Genomic DNA, 19351 nt, shown 5'->3' on the forward strand with positions numbered 1-19351 from the left:
CGGGGCCCGCCCATGAGCCGCATCATCTCCGGCGCGGCGGGCGGAACCACGCTGGTCAGCGTGCCAGGATCCCTGACCCGCCCCACCACGGACCGGGTCAAGGAGGCGCTCTTCTCCCGGCTGGATGCCTTCGAAGTGGTGGCGGACGCCCGCGTGCTGGATCTGTACGCCGGCTCGGGATCCCTCGGCGTCGAAAGCGCCAGCCGCGGAGCAGCCTCGGTGGACCTCGTGGAGTTCGATGCCAAGGCCAGCGAAGTCTGCCAGCGCAACGCGGACCTCGTCAACACCGTCGCGCGCCGCAAAGTGGTCTCCGTGCACCGTTCCAAGGTCGAATCATTCCTGGACCGCACCATGGAAGCCGTCCGCTGGGACCTCGTTTTCCTTGACCCGCCCTACCCGCTGGAGGAGCCTGCGCTGGCCGAGGTGCTGGCTAGGCTCGCACCGCACCTGGCCGAGGGCGCCGTCGTTGTGGTCGAACGCTCGTCGCGGACGCCCGAGCCGACGTGGCCCGACCGTATGGAGCGCTTTGCCGAACGAAAATACGGGGAGACCAGGCTCTGGTTCGCCGAGCCGGGCGTCGAGGAGGGCGCTGAGGAGGGTCCGGACGAGGGCCCGGACGAGGCAGAGAAACCCGACGGCGTCTAGGGCGTGTCCCCGAATTCTTTGGGCCAGATGATGATGGTTCGAAGGACGACGACGCCGCCGCGGTAGGTGAGGGCGAGGTTCGGGAACACCGGGAATCACCACCTTGGCCGGGACCGAGCAGGATGACCAACGGGCGCGTCTTGCGTCGCATCTTGCCGTAGCAGAGCTGGTGGATCTTCGCGGTCAGTCCGCCGCGGGACCTTCCGATCGCGTGGTCAACGGGGTCTTACAGCAGTGCGGACGGCCCTGATGCCGGACGAGTCCGGCATCAGTTCCTCCATCTGTTCCTCCATCAGCGCCCATTGATCATCGGTCAAAACGGCAGTACGTGGCACCCGTCCACCATTTCAAGAACCCAGCCCTCAAATTGGGCGGCGCGCCCTCGTGCCCGTGTCAACAACTTGGCTGGACGCCCGCTGAACGGCCTGCAACTGATCGATCAGATACCGTGGTTCAGTGCGGTCGCGAAGAGTTCCGGGAAGGGGTCGTCGAGGTGTGCTGGCCGGCCTGGGGCGTCGGTGTCTGCGGCGGGCCAGGGGTGCCCGGCCGTGAACTGGTGCCAGTCCGGGAGGGGGTCCGGGGGCGGGCCCTGGTCCAGGAGCGTGTCCGGGCCTGTGTCTATGTCTGTGTCTGTGTCCGCGTCCGTGTCTGTGGCCGGGAGGTGGTGTGGCCAGTGGGGTGGTTCCCAGTCCTGGTGTTCGCTGGGGTAGTGCCGTCCTGACGGTGAGGTCCACCCTGGCGGGTGGTCTTTGCTGGCTCCGGTGGGTGTCCAGGCGGAGCCGTGTTTGAGGCGGTGGTGTCTGGGGCAGGTTTGGCCGAGGTTGGAGATGCCGGTGGTGCCGCCGTCGGCCCAGGCCAGGAGGTGGTCTGCTTCGTTGTCCAGGGAGAGGTTGTTGCAGCCGGGGAAGGGGCATTTGCCGTCGCGGAGGCGGAGCCATTGACGCTGGGCTTTCGTGAGGCGGTAGTTGGTGCGTCCGATTTCCAGGGGTGCGCCGTCCCGGGGGTCGGTCAGGACGCGGTGGAATGAGCCGGCGCCGTCGGCGATCAGGCGGCGGGCCATGGAGGCCGGGATGGGACCGTATCCGTCCAGGACGGCCGGTTCGTTGGTGGCGCCGAGGAGGGACAGGACCGGGACGGTGATCAGGACCTGCGCCCTGGGGGAGGGGACGCCGCCGGCCATGCCGGTGCCGGCCGTTCCGCTGGTGAGGAGCCAGATGGCGGTGATGTCGGCGCGGAGTTGGGTGAGGGTCCGGGCCTCGTGGGGGTTTTGGAGGGCGCGGGCGGCGGCGGTGGTCCGTTCCCAGATTCCTGCGGCGGTATCGGCCGGGAGGTAGGCCGAGAGCCAGGCCATGCCGTCCCGGTCCGGGGTGTAGTCGACCCGCCGGTCTTCGGTGCTTGTGGTGTGGCGTTCTTCGATGCTGGCCGGGTGGTGGCGTTCGCGCCAGGTGCGTGCTTTGGCCCGGAACCGGGACGGGACGAGGTCCCCGGCCGGGCATCCGCGGGCGGGGTCCGGTGCTTCGGGGTCCAGGAAGTGTGCTTCCAGTGCGGCCGCCCCGGCCGCGTCCAGGGTGCTGGTTTCCTCGATGATGATCCGGGCGTGGGCCCAGGAGATCGTCCCGGCCTGCAGTGCTCCCAGGGTCAGCGTCAGTCCCGTGACCAGGGCCTGGCAGCCGGCCAGGAGGGTTCGGGAGGTTCGTTCGCTGACGGTCAGGACACAGGCGACCTCGGCGGTCAGGGCCATCTCCTGCATGGTGTGTTCCTGCGGGGACGCCGCCGGTGGCGCCAGGGCCCTGGTGGCCTGCACGTAGTCCGCGGCGAGCCGCACCTTCAGCGCGGCGGTCCGGGCCTCCAGCCGGGCCACCTCGGCGAGACCGTCCAGGCAACTGTCGGCCAGATCCCGCAGCGGATCGGCGTCGGGCGGATCGACGTCCCGCAGCGGGACGGCGCCTGGCGGATCCGAGTGGTCAGCGGCGGCGCCGGTGAGGCCAGCCAGCACGGCAGCGGACGCCGCGACGGCCGCCAGGGCTGCCCTGCTGTCCGCGCTCCACACTGTCCGGCTATCCATACCCCAATTACAACAGGACGCACTGACAATTAGCGGCTGCGCTGCAGCAGGACCCTGGTACCGGTTAACGCCCCTGAACCGGTTTTGTCTTCAAAAGCGCGGCGGCCCTCCCGACGCCGGGCAATCCGGTCAGGAGAATCGCAACCACAAGACGTCATTCCGCTTAGTCCGAGAGGACGTCCAGGCCGACGCCGGACAGCACCGTGGCAGGGTGGGGCCCGCGGGCGGTGAGCGCCGCGGTCCATACCTCGGGCCAGGGCCCCTGCGTTCCGGTCAGGATGATGTTGCCGGGCCACCGTCCGGTGAACATGCCCGACTCGGCGAACGCCGATACGTCCGCCATGGCCCGGCGCAGCGCGGCCACCTGGCTGCGGACCAGGGTCAGCCCGGGTTCGTCGCCCACGTTGACAATCAGCACTCCGCGCGGACCCAGCCTCGCCGCGGCCTCGCGGTAGAACTCCGTGCAGGCAATATGCGCCGGCGCGTCCGGGCCGGAAAAGATGTCCAGGATCACGACGTCGAAAAGCAGTTCCGGGGGGAGCTCGGCCAGGGCGTCCCGCGCGTCGCCGATGAGGGTGTGCAGCTCGGTGCCGCCGGGCAGGGGCAGCTGCTGCAGCACGAAGTCCAGCAGTTCCCGCTCGAGCTCGACCGCGTACTGCACGGAGCCCGGCCGGGTGGCCTGGACGTAGCGGGCCAGCGTCAGCGCCCCGGCCCCGAGATGCAGGGCGGTGATGGGTTCGCCCCACGGTGCCGCGAGGTCCACTACATGGCCGATCCGGCGCAGGTACTCGTAGAAGATGTCCGAGGGATCCTCGAGGTTGACGTGCGACTGTTCCGCCCCGCCGATGCTGAGCACAAACCCGCCCCCGGTGAAGGCATCGGGCTCGATCGTGGCGTGCTGGCCGGTGGTGCGCAGGAACTTCGATGCCGTAGAGGGTGTCTCCGCCATCCCTAGAGCCTGTCGCGCAGGGTCGCGAGCCGTTCGGCGGCCTCTTCGAGGACATCGATCTTCTTGCAGAATGCGAAGCGCAGCAGGCTGCGGGTGCGCTCGGCCCCTTCCGGATGGCAGAACACCGGAACCGGGATGGCCGCGACGCCGACCAGTGCCGGCAGGCGGCGTGCCAGGTCCACGGAGTCCGAGATCCCCAGCGGAGCGGTGTCGACGTTGACGAAGTACGTGCCCTGCGGTGTGAAGACGTCCAGTCCGGCCGCCCGGAGGCCCTCGCTGAGGATGTCGCGTTTGAACCGGAGGGTCTCGGCGATTCCGGTGTAGAACTCGTCCGGCAGGCCCAGGCCCACGGCGATGGCGCCCTGGAACGGGGTGCCGGAGCTGTAGCTGAGGAACTGCTTGACCGTCCGGGCGGCGGCGACGAGGTGCTCCGGGCCGCTGAGCCAGCCGATCTTCCAGCCGGTGAAGGAGAACGTTTTACCGGCCGAGGAGATGGTGAGGGTACGCTCGGCCGCTCCCGGCAGGGTGGCGATGGGGATGTGCCGGACGCCGAAGGTGAGGTGCTCGTAGACCTCATCGGTGATGATGACGGCGTCGTACCTGGCGGCGAGTTCCACCACGCGCTCCAGCACCCCGCGGGGGAACACCGCCCCGGTGGGGTTGTGCGGGTTGTTGATCAGGACCACCCTGGTGCGGTTGCTGAACGCCGCTTCGAGGGCGTCCAGGTCCGGCATGAAATCCGGTGCCAGCAGCGGCGCGGTGACGTGGCGTGCGCCGGAGAGGCCGATGATGGCGCCGTAGGAGTCGTAGAACGGCTCGAAGGTGAGGACTTCGTCGCCGGGGCCCACGAGGGCGAGAAGCGAGGCGGCAATGGCCTCGGTGGCGCCGGTGGTGACGATGATTTCGCTCTGCGGGTCCGGGGTCAGGCCGTAGAACCGCTCCTGGTGGACGGAGATCGCCTCGCGCAGCTCAATGATGCCCTTGCCCGGGGCGTACTGGTTGTAGCCCGCGGCGATGGCGGCCTGCGCGGCCGCCTTGATTTCGGCCGGGCCGTCCTCGTCCGGGAAGCCCTGGCCGAGGTTGATGGCGCCGGACTGCAGCGCGAGGGTGGTCATTTCCTCGAAGATGGTGACACCCAGGGTGCCCTCGGCGGAGAGCAGGTTGGCGCCGGTCGCGGCACGCTGCCACGGGAACTGCAGAGGAGCGGTCACCGGGTGCCTGCCTGATCGGCGGTGTCCGTGCCGGCAGGCACCCCCGGATCTGCCGTGCGGGCAGTCCGCCCCGTGAATTTGTCCATGGTGGAGTAGATTCCGAACACCTTTCCGCCCACGAAGTCCCAGGCCCGTACCGGCAGGACTCCCTTCAGGACCTTGCCCAGCTTCGCCATGCCGGGGGCGATCAATTGGGGCTGCCCGGCGGCCGTGGCCCGCCAGGCCCGGTCCACGGCGTCATCAGGGGTCATCAGCGGTGTCATCAGCGGGCCGCGGGCGCCGTCGAACATGCCGGTGGAGATGTAGCTGGGGCAGAACGTGGTGACCTTCAGGTGATGGTGGTCCTGCTGCTCGAGTTCCAGCCGCAACGAGTCGCTCCAGCCGATCACGGCCCACTTGGAGGCGGCGTAGACGCTCATCCGCGGATTGGAGACGGTCCCGGCAGCGGACGCAACGTTCAGGATCCGGCGCTGCCGGCCGCCGTCGGCCATCATGGCCGGCAGGAAGGCGTGCGTGACGTACATGGGGGCCAGCGCGTTGACATTCATCGTCAGGGCGATGTCCCGTTCCGGGCTGTGCTCCCAGAACAGCGCGCCGCGGACGATTCCCGCGTTGTTGACCAGCAGGGCCAGCGGCCCCTCCGCGTTCGCTTCCGAGGCGGCTTCGGCGATCGACCGGCGGTCCGCGAGGTCCACCATGCGGACGACGGCGCGGGCCCCGAGGGCGGTCACCTCACCGGCGGTCGCCGCCAGTCCCTCCGCGTCCACGTCCCAGAGAATGACGGTGGCGGCGCCCTCGCGGGCTGCGCGGAGGGCGTACAGGCGGCCCATGCCCATGGCGGCGCCGGTCACGAGGACCACGCCGTCGGCCACAGTGAAGGGAGTGCTAGATGCTGACATCCAGTCATGGTATCCCGGCCGGCGGCACGGATACGGTAGGTTCGGAGCATGAGACGCGCTATCTGCCCTGGCTCCTTTGACCCCATCCACAATGGACACCTGGAAGTCATCGCCAGGGCCGCGGGCCTCTTCGACGAGGTCATCGTGGGCGTCTCCACCAACTACGCCAAGAAATACCGTTTCACCCTTGAGGAACGGATCGACATGGCCAGGGAGACCCTGGCCTCCCTGCGCGGCATCGTGGTGGAGCCGGTAGGGGAGGGACTACTGGCCGAGTACTGCCGCAAGCGGGGTGTCTCCGCGATCGTCAAGGGCCTCCGGTCATCCTCGGACTTCGACTACGAACTGCCGATGGCCACCATGAACCGCCAGCTCACCGGCGTCGAAACGGTCTTCCTGCCGGCGGAAAGCCATTACCTCCATTTGTCCTCCACACTGATCAAGGAAGTCTTCACCCTCGGCGGGAATGTCTCGGAGTTTGTTCCGCGGTCGGTGCTCAAACGGCTCCACTCCGGCGAGGCGGTCCAGGACCAGCCGCGCAGAGGGTAAGCTTGATCGGTACTCGGCGGCCTGCTGCCGGTTGTCGGCCCGAATCTGGAGCTGCGTGCGGTGTGAACCGCAGGTGTGCCCCCGGTTTGAGTCCGTCCGGAAGATCAGGCTAAGATAGTACGTCGGTCAAATGTTCAACAGGAGTTCTCATTAAACGAGATGCTAGTTCGCCCCTGGCGTTCGACGTCAAGGATGTCGGACGCAGTCCGGGAAGCATGCGGACGCTGACGGAACATGTACCCGCACCACCTGATCTTGGTGTGGCGCTCATCGGCGTGCAGGAAGGCTCGGATATCGAGCTGGATCTGCGGCTTGAGGCCGTACACGAAGGAATTCTGGTATCAGGAACCGCAACCGTCAAAGTAACCGGCGAATGCGGCCGATGCCTGGATCCCCTTGCGTATGACCAAGAGGTCGAAGTGCAAGAACTTTTCTTCTACGGGGACGCTGTGTTCTCGGATGAAGAGGAAGAAGAAGAGCAACGTCGAGTCGAGCACGATCTGATCGATCTTGAGCCGGTGTTGCGGGACGCAGTTGTAACCATGCTGCCGTTCCAGCCGGTGTGCCGGGAAGACTGCCAGGGCCTTTGCTCCGAATGTGGAGTACGCCTGGAAGACGAGCCGGGGCATCACCACGCGATCGTAGATCCTCGCTGGGCTGCCCTAGCCGACTTGGCTAAGCCTGACCGGCAAAACTGATTTGTAAGTGTTGGACTAGAGAGAAATGAGTTAGCCGTGGCTGTTCCGAAGCGGAAAATGTCTCGCTCAAATACCCGCGCCCGCCGCTCCCAGTGGAAGGCAACTGCCCCCCACCTGGTGAAGACTGTCGAAAACGGCCAGGTTACCTACAGCCTGCCGCACCAGGCAAAGGTCGTTACCGACTCGGCTGGCACCGCGCTGTTCCTTGAATACAAGGGCCGCAAGGTCGCAGACGTCTAATCCGCCAACTGGCTGACTAGGATGTCTTCAACTGAAGAGCTTCTGAAGCGTCTCGGTGTCACTATTGACGCCGGGACGCTTCGTCTTGCGCTCACACACCGTTCCTACGCCTACGAAAACGGCGGCATACCCACCAACGAACGGCTCGAGTTCCTCGGTGACTCCATTCTGGGGTTCTCGGTGACCGACGCGCTGTACCGTGACAACCCCACGCTGCCCGAAGGCGACCTGGCCAAGCGCCGCTCGGCCGTCGTCAGCACCCGGGCCCTCGCGGGCATCGGCCGCAGCATCGGTCTTGGCGAGTTCATCTTCCTGGGACAGGGCGAAAAGCTCACCGAAGGCAAAAACAAGGCCTCCATCCTCGCAGATACCATGGAGGCGCTGATCGGCGCCACCTACATTTCCAATGACATCGAGACGGCACGCCAGCTGGTCATGCGGCTCATCGGGCCGCTGCTCAAGGACGCTGCCGCGCTTGGCGCCGGCACGGACTGGAAGACCAGCATCCAGGAACTTGCGGCGAGCCGCCAGCTCGGAACCATCAACTATGCCGTGCAGGGCTCGGGCCCGGACCACGCCCGGACCTTCGAAGCGGTCCTGCGCATCGGCGGCAACGACTACGGCACCGGAGCGGGAAACTCGAAGAAGGAGGCCGAGCAGGAAGCTGCCGCGGACGCCTGGCGCAGACTGTCCGCGCCGTCGGCTCCAGCTCCCTCGCCGTCGGCGCCGGCTGCCGAAACGCAGCAGCCCGAAACGCAGCAGCTGCAGACCCAGACCGGCAGCTAGGCACGGACTGTGCCTGAACTGCCCGAGGTGGAAGTTGTCCGCCGCGGCCTCGTGAGCTGGGTACGGGGACGGACCATCACCGCCGTCGAGGTGCTGGATCCGCGCTCCGTCCGCCGGCACGCGCTCGGCCCGGAGGACTTCGCCGGCAACCTCGACGGCGCCCGCGTCCTGGACGTGGTCCGGCGCGGAAAGTTCCTTTGGATGCCGCTGGCGGACACGGCCGCCGGTAATCCCGACACATCAGCGCAGGACATGCCCTCCGTTGCGCTGATGGCCCACCTGGGCATGTCCGGCCAGCTCCTGATGCAGGACGCCGACGTTCCGGATGAAAAGCACCTCAAAGTACGCCTGCGCCTCAGCCCGGCGGAGGGCATGCCCGAACAGCTACGGTTTGTGGACCAACGGATCTTCGGCGGACTCTTCCTGACCTCCCTGATCCCCACGGCCGACGGCGGTCCGGGCGGCCTCGCGGAAACGCCGCTGCCGCTGATCCCAAAGGAAGCCGCCCACATCGCCCGGGACCCGCTGGACCCGTACTTCTCCTTCGACGAGTTCTACCGCCGTCTCCGCGCCCGGAAGACCGGCCTCAAACGGGCCTTACTGGACCAGGGGCTGGTCTCGGGAATCGGCAATATCTATGCCGACGAGGCCCTCTGGGAGGCCCGGCTCCACTACGCCCGGCCCACGGACACGCTGCGCAAGGCGGATGCCGAGCGGGTGCTCCACGCCGCCCGGGAGGTCATGACAAACGCCCTGGCCGCCGGCGGCACCAGCTTCGATTCCCTCTACGTCAACGTCAACGGTGCCTCCGGCTACTTCGACCGCTCCCTCAACGCCTACGGCCGCGAGGGCGAGGAATGCCAACGGTGCGCGGCCGCCGGCATGGTGAGCACGCTGCGGCGGGATCAGTTCATGAACCGCTCCTCCTACAGCTGCCCCGTCTGCCAGCCCCGGCCACGGAACGGCCGCTGGTGAGCAGGCTGCCGGGTGCGTAGCCGGGCAGGTTCCGCAGCACCGCATATCCGCGGAATAGCGCGGTCAACGCGGTAGATTCAGCACAATAGTCATAGGTAATCGCTAGGGTTGCCACCACGGCAGTCCGGCCGCACAGTCCGGGGCAAAAAGCCGCCCCGCCGCCACACAGGAGATCCGACACACCGTGCACCTCAAAAGCCTGACCGTCCGGGGATTCAAGTCGTTCGCGTCGGCGACGACGTTCGAATTCGAACCCGGCGTCACCGCCGTGGTGGGCCCCAACGGTTCGGGCAAGTCCAACGTGGTGGACGCCCTGGCCTGGGTCATGGGCGAGCAGGGGGCCAAGACCCTCCGCGGCGGCAAGATGGAGGACGTCATCTTCGCGGGAACCTCCGGGCGCCCGCCGCTGGGCCGCGCCCACGTCTCGCTGACCATCGACAATTCCGACGGCGCCCTGCCGATCGACTACAGCGAAGTCACCATCGCCCGCACCCTGTTCCGCACCGGCGGCTCGGAATACGCGATCAACGGCGCCAGCTGCCGGCTGCTGGACATCCAGGAGCTCCTCTCGGATTCCGGCCTGGGCCGCGAAATGCACGTGATCGTCGGCCAGGGGCAGCTGGACAAGATCCTGCACGCCACTCCCGAGGACCGGCGCGGCTTCATCGAGGAAGCCGCCGGCATCCTCAAACACCGCCGGCGCAAGGAAAAAACGGTCCGCAAGCTCGAAGCGATGCAGGCCAACCTCGCCCGGCTCAGTGACCTCACCGGCGAAATCCGGCGGCAGCTGACCCCGCTCGGCAAGCAGGCCGAGGTGGCCCGCCGTGCCCAGACCGTGCAGTTCGAGGTCCGCGACGCACGATCCCGGCTCCTCGCCGACGACCTCGTCCTCCTCCAGTCGGCACTGGCACAGGACGTCGCGGACGAGTCCGAACTCAAGGCCCGCCGCGCCGTCGTCGAACAGGAACTCGAACGCGGCCGGCAGCGCCAGGCCAGCCTGGAACAACTCGCCGCGAAGGCGACGCCCACGCTGAACGCCGCACGGGACACCTGGTACTTACTCTCCGCAGGGCGCGAGCGGCTGCGGTCCCTCGGCTCCCTCGCCGAGGAACGACGCCGCCTGCTTGGGGCCGCCGATGCGGCCCCGGACACCGGCCGGGACCCCGATCAGCTCGACAAGCAGGCCGCCCGGGTCCGCGAGGAACAGGCCGGGCTGGAGCGCCGGATCCTTGACCGCCGCAGCGCCCTGGAGGCGGCGGCAGCCGCGAAGCAGGACGCGGAAAACGCGGCGGCCGCCGAGGACAAGCGGCTCGCTGCCCTGCTCCGCGCCGCCGCGGACCGGCGTGAAGGGCTGGCCAGGCTTGCCGGCCAGGTGGGCGCGGCACGGTCACGGGTCGAGTCGGCCCAGGCCGAAATCGGCCGGCTCCGCGAATCCCGGAAGGCAGGGGAGGAGCGCCGCCGGCTCGCCCAAAGCGAGTTCACCGCGCTGGAATCCCAGGTGGCCGGCGTCGAGGACGGCGAGGAAACCCTCGACGCCGACTACGAGGACGCCAGCGCCGCCCTCGACGCGGTTGCCGCCGAAATCGAAGACCTGACGGTTTCAGAACGCGAGGCCGAGCGGGAACGCGGCGCTCTCGTGGCCCGCCGCGACGCCCTGCAGCTCGGCTTGGACCGGAAGGACGGCCCAGGCCACGTGCTCGGCGCCGGACTGCCGGGCGTGCTTGGGTCCCTGGCCTCCATGATCACCGTGGAGCCCGGCTTCGAGGCCGCCATCGCCGCTGCGCTCGGCAGTGCCTCGGACGCCGTCGTGGTGCAGGACGCCGGGGCTGCCGCCGCAGCCGTCCAGCGGTTGAAGAACGACGACGCCGGCCGCGCCTCGCTGCTGCTGGCCGGCGCCTCCGCCCGGCCCGGGCAACCGGCGGACACCGAACTCCCGGAGGGGGCACGCTGGGCTTCCCTCCTTGTCACGCCTTCGGGGTCCGGCGATCCGGCCCTCCTGCTGCCGTTGACCGGGCTGCTCGCGGGAGTCGCCGTCGTCGAAGACCTGGACGCCGCGGCGCGGCTGATTGCCGCACGCCCGGACCTGACCGCCGTCACCCGGGCCGGGGACGTCCTCACCGCCCTGACCGTCACCGGCGGCTCCGCGAAGGCGCCCTCCCTGCTCGAAATCCAGGCCGCCGTCGACGACGCCGCCGAAAAACTGGGCACGGTGACCGCCGCGCTCGAGCGCAACCGCTTCGCCCTGTCCGCCGCACGGGCCCGGAAGACCGAGGCCCAGGAACGGGCCGATGCCGCGCTGGATAAGCTCCACGATTCGGACGCCCGGCTGGCCGCCGTGGCGGAGCGGCTGGGCCACCTCAACTCCGTGCTGCGCAGCGCCGTCGGCGAAAGCGACCGCCTCGCCGCGTCCCTCGCCAGGGCAGAGGCAAACATCGCTAGCGAACAGGAGTCCCTCGAAGCGGTGGCAACCAGGCTCGCCGCAGCCCAGGAGATGCCCACGGAGGAGGAGCCGTCCCCGGAGCACCGCGATGGCCTCGCCGTGGCCGCGTCGCTGGCCCGCAGCGCCGAAATGGAGGCCCGGCTCGCCCTGCGCAGCGCTGAGGAGCAGCTCACGGCAACCACCAACCGGGCGGCCTCGCTCGAACGCGCCGCAGCCACCGAACGCCGCGCACGCGAGGACGCCGCCGAACGTGCCCGCCGTCGACGGCTCCAGGCCAGGCGCGCCGCCGCCGTCTCCGCCGCCGTCGAACGCGTGATCGGCTTCATCGACGTGTCCGTGGAGCTGGCACGTCGGGAGCGGGACGGTGCCGAGGAGCGCAAGGAGCAGATGGACCGCGGGCTGGCCGCGGTGCGCGGCGCCAACGATGCCTTCGCCCGCGAACTGGCCGAGCTCACCGACTCCGTACACCGCGACGAACTGGCCCGGGCGCAGCAGCGCCTCAGGATCGAAGCCCTTGAACTGAGAAGCGTTGAGGAGCTGGGGCTGACCGCGGACCAGCTCGTCGCGGATTTCGGCCCGGACCGGCCCGTGCCGGTGCCGGCCGCCGAATCGGGGGACAAGTGGGCCGCCCTGCGTGCCGCGGTGGATGAGGAGGGCCGCGAGATCGTGGCGGGCAAGCCCTTTGTCCGCGAGGAGCAGGAGAAACGGCTCAAGCGGGCCCAACGAGATTTGTCCGCCCTGGGCCGCGTCAACCCCCTGGCGCTCGAGGAATTCGCTGCCCTCGAGGAACGCCACCAGTTCCTCAGCACCCAGCTGGAAGACCTGAGGTCCAGCCGCAAGGACCTGCTGGACATCATCAAGGAAGTCGATGAGCGGGTGCAGAAGGTGTTCGCCGAGGCGTTCGAGGACACCGCCGCCCAGTTCGTCCGGATTTTCGCCCGGTTGTTCCCGGGCGGAGAGGGCCGGCTGGTCCTGACGGACCCCTCCGATATGCTCACCACCGGCATCGAGGTTGAGGCCCGGCCCGCCGGCAAGAAGATCAAGCGGCTCTCGCTGCTCTCCGGCGGGGAACGCTCACTGACCGCGGTGGCCCTGCTCGTGGCGATCTTCAAGGCCCGGCCGTCCCCGTTCTACGTTATGGACGAGGTGGAAGCGGCGCTGGACGACACCAACCTGAGCCGGCTGATCACCATCTTCGAGGAGCTGCGCGAGTCCAGCCAGCTGATTATCATCACCCACCAGAAACGCACCATGGAGGTGGCCGATGCCCTCTACGGCGTCACCATGCGCGGCGACGGCGTCTCCACCGTCATCAGCCAGCGGCTCGGCGCCGAGGTCTGACGCGGGACTGACACTCCGCCGCCCGCTCGCCCTGCGCCGTCCGCGGCGCGTTTGGCGTTTGTGAGAAGCTAGGGGAGTGAACGACATCCTCCCCATTCTCCTGCCCATTCTCGCTGCCCTGGTGGTCCTCGGTGCGCTCATCCCGGTCCTTATGAAGACCCGGCGGAACATCACCAGCTACCCCGGAAAGCGCGACGAGAACGATCCGGTGACGCCGGGCGCGGGCGGCGGAACCCTCGTCGAGGACCGCCCCGCTCCGGTGCCCGAACGCAACGCCCCGGCCGGCGTGGGCCTTGAAGAGCTCGAAACCGTCGAGGTGCCGGACAACGTCGCCGGCCTGGAAACCGTCCCGGTGGAGACGCCGCTGCCGGTGGCCGGCCGCCTGACCCGGCTGCGCGAACGCCTCGTCAAATCCAACAACATCTTCGGCAAGGGCCTGCTGGCGCTGCTGTCTGCGGACAAGATCGACGAGAACGTCTGGGACGAGGTGGAGGAGACCCTCCTGCTCGCGGACCTCGGCACCGAACCGACCCTGCAGTTGGTGGACGCGCTCCGCGAACGAGTCAAGGTCCTCGGCACACGTTCCCCCGAGCAGGTCAAGGCCCTCCTGCGCGAGGAGCTCATCAAGCTCGTTGACCCCACGATGGACCGCACCCTGCGGGTGGAGCGCCACGGCGACAAGCCCGCCGTCGTGCTGGTGGTCGGCGTCAACGGCGTCGGCAAGACTACCACGGTGGGCAAGCTCGCCCGCGTGCTGGTGGCCGAGAACAAGGACGTACTGCTGGGCGCCGCCGACACCTTCCGCGCCGCCGCCGCCGAGCAGCTTGCCACCTGGGGGCAGCGCGTCGGGGTCCCCACCGTCACGTCTGACGTCCACGGCGCCGACCCGGCGTCGGTCGCCTACGAAGCGGTGCAGGCCGGCATTGACCAGGAAGTCGACGTCGTGATGATCGACACCGCGGGCCGCCTGCAGAACAAGGTCGGACTGATGGACGAGCTCGGCAAGGTCAAGCGAGTCATCGAAAAACTCGCCGAGGTGGACGAGGTGCTCCTGGTCCTGGACGCCACGACGGGGCAGAACGGACTGAACCAGGCCCGGGTCTTCGCCGAGGTCGTAAATGTCACCGGCATCGTCCTGACCAAGCTGGACGGCACGGCCAAGGGCGGTATCGTCGTCGCCATCCAGAGGTCCCTCGGCGTCCCGGTCAAGCTGATCGGCCTTGGCGAGGGCGCGGACGACCTCGCGCCGTTCGACGCCGAAAGCTTCGTCGACGCGCTGCTGAACTGACCTGCTGCGGGGCCCGCCGGTCCCCGCATAGTTCGCGGCGACGTCAAAAAAGCGCCTCCATCCCTATCCCGGGATGGAGGCGCTTTGTCGTATTCAGGCCGCTACGTGCGGTCGGTTGCCTAGTACGTGAAGTTCAGGACGGTGACGGTGCCCGCCGTCAGCTTGAATTTCTGGGTTTCTGACCCGTAGGCGAAGCCCGGCACGGTTGCACGCTCGGCTACGGGACGGGGAGGGGCCTTGGCTCCATCGATGAGTGTGTTGTCCTTCCCCGAGTAGCTGGACCCCGTGAGCTGGGTCATAGTCCCGGTGACCGGCTGGTCGGGCAGTTTGAGACTGACCTGGGTCGGTGCGCTTTTCTCGGGGTCATTTTCGTTGACGACAACCACGCTGGTGCTGCCGTCCGCCTGCTGCAGGGCGTAGGCATAGGCTAGGCCGCCACCGGACTTGTCCAGCTTGAGGAAATTGCCGCTGCCGAGCTCAGCGGCCATGGAGAGACCGAAATATGGGGGCTTCTCGGCGATCGTGCCGTCGGGCTTCAAATATGGGCCGCCGGAGCAGATGGGTGACATCGGCGGCCCGCCCTTGCAGGTGAGAAGGGAACTGTGGAACCCCAGTCGCTGGATACCCTGCTGGGCGGCGCTCAGAACGTAGTCCGTGCTCCACATGGCTGACGCATGGGTCCCGCTCGTGGCGTTGGAACCGTCACAGGCACTGATCCCGGTCTCGGGAATCCAGACGGGAAGTCCCGCCTTTTTGCCGACGCTAAGCGCGGCCTGCTGGTATTCGATGGTTCGGTCATGCATGCGGGCGCTCACGAGGTTGGCCATCGTCGGAGCACTCTGCGGATCTTTGGCGTCGCAGCTAGTCAGCGGATAGTGGTGGAGCGACAGAATCTTCTTCTGCGGCAGCTTCGTCTGCGCGAAAGGCTCCCACCATGACTCTGCGTACGCTCCGGGTCCAAGAAGCGGGACATCCGGAGCTGCAGCATGGATAGCCCCGGCATAGTTCTTCAGCTCATCCAGGAAGCTGGTGATCGTCCAGGAGCTATCCCGGACATCGCTGGTGGGAAAGCCGTTGGGCTCATTGCCGACCGTGACGCTGACCAGTCTTGCACCGAAGATCCGTGCCGCATGCTTGGCCATGTCGGCGGCCCTGGCCGGATCATAGTGGCCGAGGTCCACGGTAAGACTGATGGTGGCATCGGCAGCCGTCAGAAGGCTGTTAACTCTTTCCAGATCAGCGGGAGTGACCGCTTTGACCGGGCGGGGCTTGTCTCCCACGTAACCGCCCGGCACAGATTCGCCGGTTGACGTCCAGAACATCCTCCGGTCCACCGAACTTCCGCCAAAGCGGAGCAGCGGCTTGCCGAGTCCGCCAAGGACGGAGATGACTTCAGGGTTGTCGCCGCTCAGGCTCTTGTCCGCCAAATCCGTTGCTTCGAGGGATAAACCGACAATCCCCTCGGGCAGGGAGGTCCCTGTTTTCGCCGCCGAGACGTTAATCTGGAGGGGATCGACTGACGCGAGGGGTGAGCCCGCCGGTGGGCCCAGCTGTTCGTAGTAGGTGACCGCCGGAGCTGACGGCAGCGCCTTCGTCGATGTAGGAGCCGGGCTCGCTGCCGGTGCGGGGGGCGCCGCCGTTTCTCCTGCTGTCTTCGGCGCGAGGAAGAATATCAGCGACGCCGGCACGGCGATCGCTGCCAGCGCTGAGACCACGACGACGGGCCGGAGTTTCTTGCGCTTGCTCCGGGTTCTGGCCTCGGGTCTGTCATCGGGGGCGTGCTCGGGCGAACCTTCTTGGGGCGACATGGCAAACTTCTCCAGCTTCTGGGTGGGGACTCCCAACAGCCTAACGAAATCCTTCGATGACGGTTGACGCGAGGGCTCGGACCACCTCGCGCCGTTCGACGCCGAAAGCTTTGTCGACGCGGTGCTGAACTAACCCAACGTCCCCTGCTGCGAGCTAGTCGGGTTTAGCCGCGTGGCCCGCCGGGCGTCGGAACGTTTCCCTCGCCATGAACCAGCCCGCAGCCGCCGCGATCAGGATTCCGCCGGTGACGCCGAAGGCCCAGCCGTAGCCGAGCCGGTCCGCCAGCAGCCCGGCCAGCACCGGCCCGACAATGGCGCCGCTGTCCGCCGTCATCTGGAAGACCGCGAGGACCCGGCCGCCGGAGCGTTGGTTTCCGACCACATCGGCGATAGCGGCCTGCTGGGCTGGCCCGAGCAGGCCTGAACCGATGCCTGCCACGGCGGTGGCCAGGAGGAACCAGGCCAGTTCGTGGGTGAAGCCGATGGCTGCAGTGGCCGATCCGGTCACCAGCAGGCCGGCAATCATCATCGGCTTCCGGCCCAGCCTGTCCGCGAGGCGGCCGGAGAACGTCAGGGCAGCCGCATTCGCCGCGGCGAACACCGCCAGCGCCCAGCCGGCCGATTCCGGCCCGGCGTTCAGGGCGGCGGCGGCGAAGAGCGGCACCGTGGCCATCCGCACCCCGAACGTCGCCCAGCCGTTGGCGAAGCTGGAGAACAGCCCCGCGCGGTAGGCGCTGTCCCGCAGCGCTTCGCGCAGTTCCATGGCCGGCGCCGTCCCGCCCGCCGGGCGCGAGGCCGCCGGAACGTGGCTGAGCTGGGTCTGCACCACAACCGCCGCCAGCACCAGGGCGGCCGCGTAGACAAGGAACGGCACCCGCAGGCCGAAGCTCGCGAGCAGCCCGCCCACAATCGGCCCGCAGACGTTGCCGATCAGGAAGGCCGAGGCGTAGGCCCCGGAAACCCGTCCCCGGCTTTCGGGCGGCGCCAGCCGGACCACCAGCGCCATCGATGCCACCGTGAACATCACCGAACCCGCGCCGCCGAGGCCGCGGAAGACCAGCAGCTGCCAGTAGTCCTGCGCGAAGGCGCAGGCCGCCGTCGACGCGGCAACAATCAGCAGGCCGGCCACATACACCGGCCGCTCCCCGAGCCGCACGATCAGCGCGCCGCCGGCCGGGGCGAACACGAGCCGCATGAACGCGAAGATGCTCACGATCACGGCAGCCGCCGTCGCGCCGACGTCGAATGTGGTGGCGAACTGGGGGAGTACCGGGGCCACGAGGCCGAAGCCGAGGGCGATGAGGAAGGCCGCGACCAACATCACCTTGATGTCTCGCGGCAGCCGGGCCCTGCCGGGTTGACCGGAGCCCGCCTGGGGCCGGGCAGCGGCGGGTTGGGGTGTCTTACTCATGGGCGGTTTTCCTGGCGGTGGGGGAGCCGGGCGAAGCGGCGCGATGGAAAGCGTGAAACATAACCGTAACAAGGACGATTTGCACCATTTACTTCCGGGAGGTTCTTGTAACACCCCGGCAATCTAAATCCTCTGCCGGCGAAACACGGCCCGGACAGACTCTTCTTAGAACGCAAACCGCGTTGAGGCACGCGGAGAACTCCGCAGGAACAACTCTTAGATCGCATCCAAGCAAGGGAGGACGTGCACCATGGAACTTACCGCAGGTCACGTATGGCTGATGGTGGCAGCGGCACTCGTGCTGTTCATGACACCAGGACTCGCATTTTTCTACGGCGGCATGACACGCGCCAAGGCTGCACTGAACATGATGATGATGAGCTTCATCTCCATCGGCATGGTTGGTGTGGTCTGGGTGCTTTGGGGCGCCTCGATGAGCTCCGGCGAAGGTTTTATGCAGATTGTCGGCAACCCCTTCGCCACCTTCGGGCTGGAGGGTATCACCACCCCTGACGGACTCATTAAGGTCGGCTACGCAGCCACCTTCGCCATCATCACCGTGGCACTGATCAGCGGCGCGATCGCAGACCGCGCCAAGTTCGGCGCCTGGACGGTCTTCGTCCCGGTCTGGGTCACGCTGGTGTATTGCCCGCTGGCCTACATGGTCTGGGGCGGCGGGCTGTTCGGCCCGGAAGGCGCCATCGGCCAGGCCCTGGGCCCCGCGATTGACTTCGCCGGCGGTACGGTGGTCCACATCAACGCCGGTGTTGCCGCGCTGATCCTCGTGCTGATCATCGGCAACCGCAAGGGCTTCGGCAAGGACCCCAACCACCGCCCGCACAACATTCCGTTCGTGATGCTCGGTGCAGCCATCCTGTGGTTCGGCTGGTTCGGCTTCAACGGCGGCGCAGCCACGACGGCGGAGCAGGGCGGCCTGATCTGGGTCAACACCCTGGCCGCCCCGGCCGCAGCCATGCTCGGCTGGCTTGTCACGGAGCGCATCCGCGACGGGCACCCGACCTCGCTCGGCGCGGCCTCCGGTGTAGTGGCAGGCCTCGTCGCCATCACCCCGGCCTGCGCCAACGTCAGCCCGGTCGGCGCCCTGTGCCTCGGAGTCGTCGCCGGTGTGGCCTCCGCACTCGCCGTCGGACTCAAGTTCCGCTTTGGCTTTGATGACTCGCTCGACGTCGTCGGTGTCCACCTGGTCTCGGGCATCATCGGCACCGTGGCGCTGGGCTTCATCGCCCTCCCGGTCGAAGGCGCCGGCGGCGGCCTCTTCTACGGCGGCGGCTTCACCCAGCTCTGGGCCCAGCTCGCAGTAGCCGGCATCGCGATCGCCTACTCGGCAATCCTGACCGCCGTGATCGCCCTGGCCATCCACAAGACCATGGGCTTCCGGGTTTCCCAGGAGCAGGAAGTCGTGGGCGTGGACCTCAGCCTGCACGCCGAAACGGCCTACGAGTTTGGCGTCGGCGGCCACGGTGGAAGCTTCAAGCCGCTGCATGAACTGATCACCGGCAAGCCCGGCGACGACGGCGCAGCCGGCCCGGCGGACCCCAAGTCCAACGGCAAGAAGACCGCAGCAGCAGGCAAGGAAAGTGTGGGGGCATGAAACTGATCACAGCAATCGTCCGGCCGGAAAAGCTCGACGCCATCCGTGAAGGACTCGAATCGTACGGCGTGCAGGGCCTCACGGTCAGCGCGGCAAGCGGCTACGGCCGGCAGCGCGGCTACACCGAGGTGTACCGCGGAGCCGAGTACAACGTGGACCTGCTGCCCAAGATCCGGGTCGAGGTGCTGGCCACCGACGAACAGGCGGACGACATCCTGGATGTCATCATCGCCAGCTCGAACACCGGCAGGGCCGGTGACGGCAAGGTCTGGACGATGGATGTGTTCGAGGCAGTACGGGTCCGCACCGGAGAACGCGGATCGGCTGCCATCTAGCCACAAATTTTCACCGCAGGAAGAGCGGGCCGGGTACCTGGGAAGGTGCCCGGCCCGTTTTTGCGCGTCCCGCCGCCTTTAACGGGGCAACGACGGCGC

General features: G+C 67.9%; 16 protein-coding genes and 1 pseudogene. 10 read left to right on the forward strand and 7 right to left on the reverse strand.

What is annotated here, in order from left to right; genetic code table 11:
• Positions 1–12: 12 nt before the first annotated feature.
• A complete protein-coding gene (gene rsmD / locus ACZYZE_RS07080) occupies positions 13–645 on the forward strand; it encodes a 16S rRNA (guanine(966)-N(2))-methyltransferase RsmD (protein ID WP_463907066.1) in 633 nt (210 codons plus the stop codon).
• A gap of 94 nt (positions 646–739) precedes the next feature.
• On the opposite strand, the pseudogene ACZYZE_RS07085 reads toward rsmD, so the two are convergent.
• The 5 genes and pseudogenes from ACZYZE_RS07085 to ACZYZE_RS07105 all read right to left on the reverse strand — a co-directional run.
• Positions 740–871, reverse strand: a pseudogene (locus ACZYZE_RS07085) (IS5/IS1182 family transposase); the annotation flags it as partial.
• A gap of 213 nt (positions 872–1084) precedes the next feature.
• The gene (locus ACZYZE_RS07090; protein WP_463907068.1) at positions 1085–2710 is read right to left on the reverse strand and encodes an HNH endonuclease signature motif containing protein; all 1626 of its coding nucleotides are present in this window, start codon (positions 2708–2710) and stop codon (positions 1085–1087) included.
• A gap of 163 nt (positions 2711–2873) precedes the next feature.
• A complete protein-coding gene (locus ACZYZE_RS07095) occupies positions 2874–3659 on the reverse strand; it encodes a spermidine synthase (protein ID WP_463907070.1) in 786 nt (261 codons plus the stop codon).
• A gap of 2 nt (positions 3660–3661) precedes the next feature.
• Complete coding sequence (locus ACZYZE_RS07100; RefSeq protein WP_463907072.1) at positions 3662–4870, reverse strand: aminotransferase class I/II-fold pyridoxal phosphate-dependent enzyme; 1209 nt, start codon at positions 4868–4870, stop codon at positions 3662–3664.
• A complete protein-coding gene (locus ACZYZE_RS07105) occupies positions 4867–5769 on the reverse strand; it encodes an SDR family NAD(P)-dependent oxidoreductase (protein WP_463907075.1) in 903 nt (300 codons plus the stop codon). Before ACZYZE_RS07105 ends, ACZYZE_RS07100 begins: the two co-directional genes overlap by 4 nt.
• 48 nt (positions 5770–5817) lie before the next feature.
• Between ACZYZE_RS07105 and coaD the strand changes: the two genes are divergently transcribed.
• The 7 genes from coaD to ftsY all read left to right on the forward strand — a co-directional run bounded on the left by coaD (position 5818) and on the right by ftsY (position 14086).
• On the forward strand, positions 5818–6318 hold the full coding sequence (coaD, locus tag ACZYZE_RS07110; RefSeq protein ID WP_459317575.1) for a pantetheine-phosphate adenylyltransferase: 501 nt from the start codon (positions 5818–5820) through the stop codon (positions 6316–6318).
• 173 nt (positions 6319–6491) lie between these two features.
• Positions 6492–7016 carry a YceD family protein gene (locus tag ACZYZE_RS07115; RefSeq protein WP_463907167.1) on the forward strand — a complete coding sequence of 175 codons (525 nt, stop codon included), beginning with the start codon at positions 6492–6494 and terminating at the stop codon, positions 7014–7016.
• Between the two features lie 36 nt (positions 7017–7052).
• Positions 7053–7256, forward strand: a complete 204-nt coding sequence (rpmF, locus tag ACZYZE_RS07120) for a 50S ribosomal protein L32 (RefSeq protein WP_009356569.1) — start codon at positions 7053–7055, stop codon at positions 7254–7256.
• Positions 7257–7277: 21 nt separating this feature from the next.
• Positions 7278–8042, forward strand: a complete 765-nt coding sequence (gene rnc / locus ACZYZE_RS07125; protein WP_463907077.1) for a ribonuclease III — start codon at positions 7278–7280, stop codon at positions 8040–8042.
• Between the two features lie 9 nt (positions 8043–8051).
• Positions 8052–9017, forward strand: coding sequence for a bifunctional DNA-formamidopyrimidine glycosylase/DNA-(apurinic or apyrimidinic site) lyase (gene mutM, locus ACZYZE_RS07130; protein WP_463907079.1), 966 nt, complete (start codon positions 8052–8054; stop codon positions 9015–9017).
• Between the two features lie 184 nt (positions 9018–9201).
• Positions 9202–12798 carry a chromosome segregation protein SMC gene (gene smc / locus ACZYZE_RS07135; RefSeq protein WP_463907080.1) on the forward strand — a complete coding sequence of 1199 codons (3597 nt, stop codon included), beginning with the start codon at positions 9202–9204 and terminating at the stop codon, positions 12796–12798.
• A 76-nt stretch (positions 12799–12874) separates the two neighbouring features.
• Positions 12875–14086, forward strand: a complete 1212-nt coding sequence (gene ftsY / locus ACZYZE_RS07140) for a signal recognition particle-docking protein FtsY (protein ID WP_459317579.1) — start codon at positions 12875–12877, stop codon at positions 14084–14086.
• Between the two features lie 119 nt (positions 14087–14205).
• Here ftsY and ACZYZE_RS07145 read toward each other — a convergent pair whose 3' ends face one another.
• Together ACZYZE_RS07145 and ACZYZE_RS07150 are read right to left on the reverse strand one after the other, a co-directional pair.
• Complete coding sequence (locus ACZYZE_RS07145; protein ID WP_463907082.1) at positions 14206–15894, reverse strand: hypothetical protein; 1689 nt, start codon at positions 15892–15894, stop codon at positions 14206–14208.
• 154 nt (positions 15895–16048) lie between these two features.
• On the reverse strand, positions 16049–17305 hold the full coding sequence (locus ACZYZE_RS07150; protein ID WP_459317581.1) for an MFS transporter: 1257 nt from the start codon (positions 17303–17305) through the stop codon (positions 16049–16051).
• Positions 17306–17555: 250 nt separating this feature from the next.
• On the opposite strand from ACZYZE_RS07150, the gene ACZYZE_RS07155 reads away from it, so the two are divergent.
• Positions 17556–18917: an ammonium transporter gene (locus ACZYZE_RS07155; RefSeq protein WP_459317582.1), complete on the forward strand. Its 1362-nt coding sequence runs from the start codon at positions 17556–17558 to the stop codon at positions 18915–18917.
• Entirely contained in the window at positions 18914–19252 is a 339-nt protein-coding gene (locus tag ACZYZE_RS07160) for a P-II family nitrogen regulator (RefSeq protein ID WP_459317583.1), read from the forward strand. Before ACZYZE_RS07155 ends, ACZYZE_RS07160 begins: the two co-directional genes overlap by 4 nt.
• Positions 19253–19351 lie beyond the last annotated feature (99 nt).

It is taken from the genome of Pseudarthrobacter woesei (assembly GCF_055412745.1).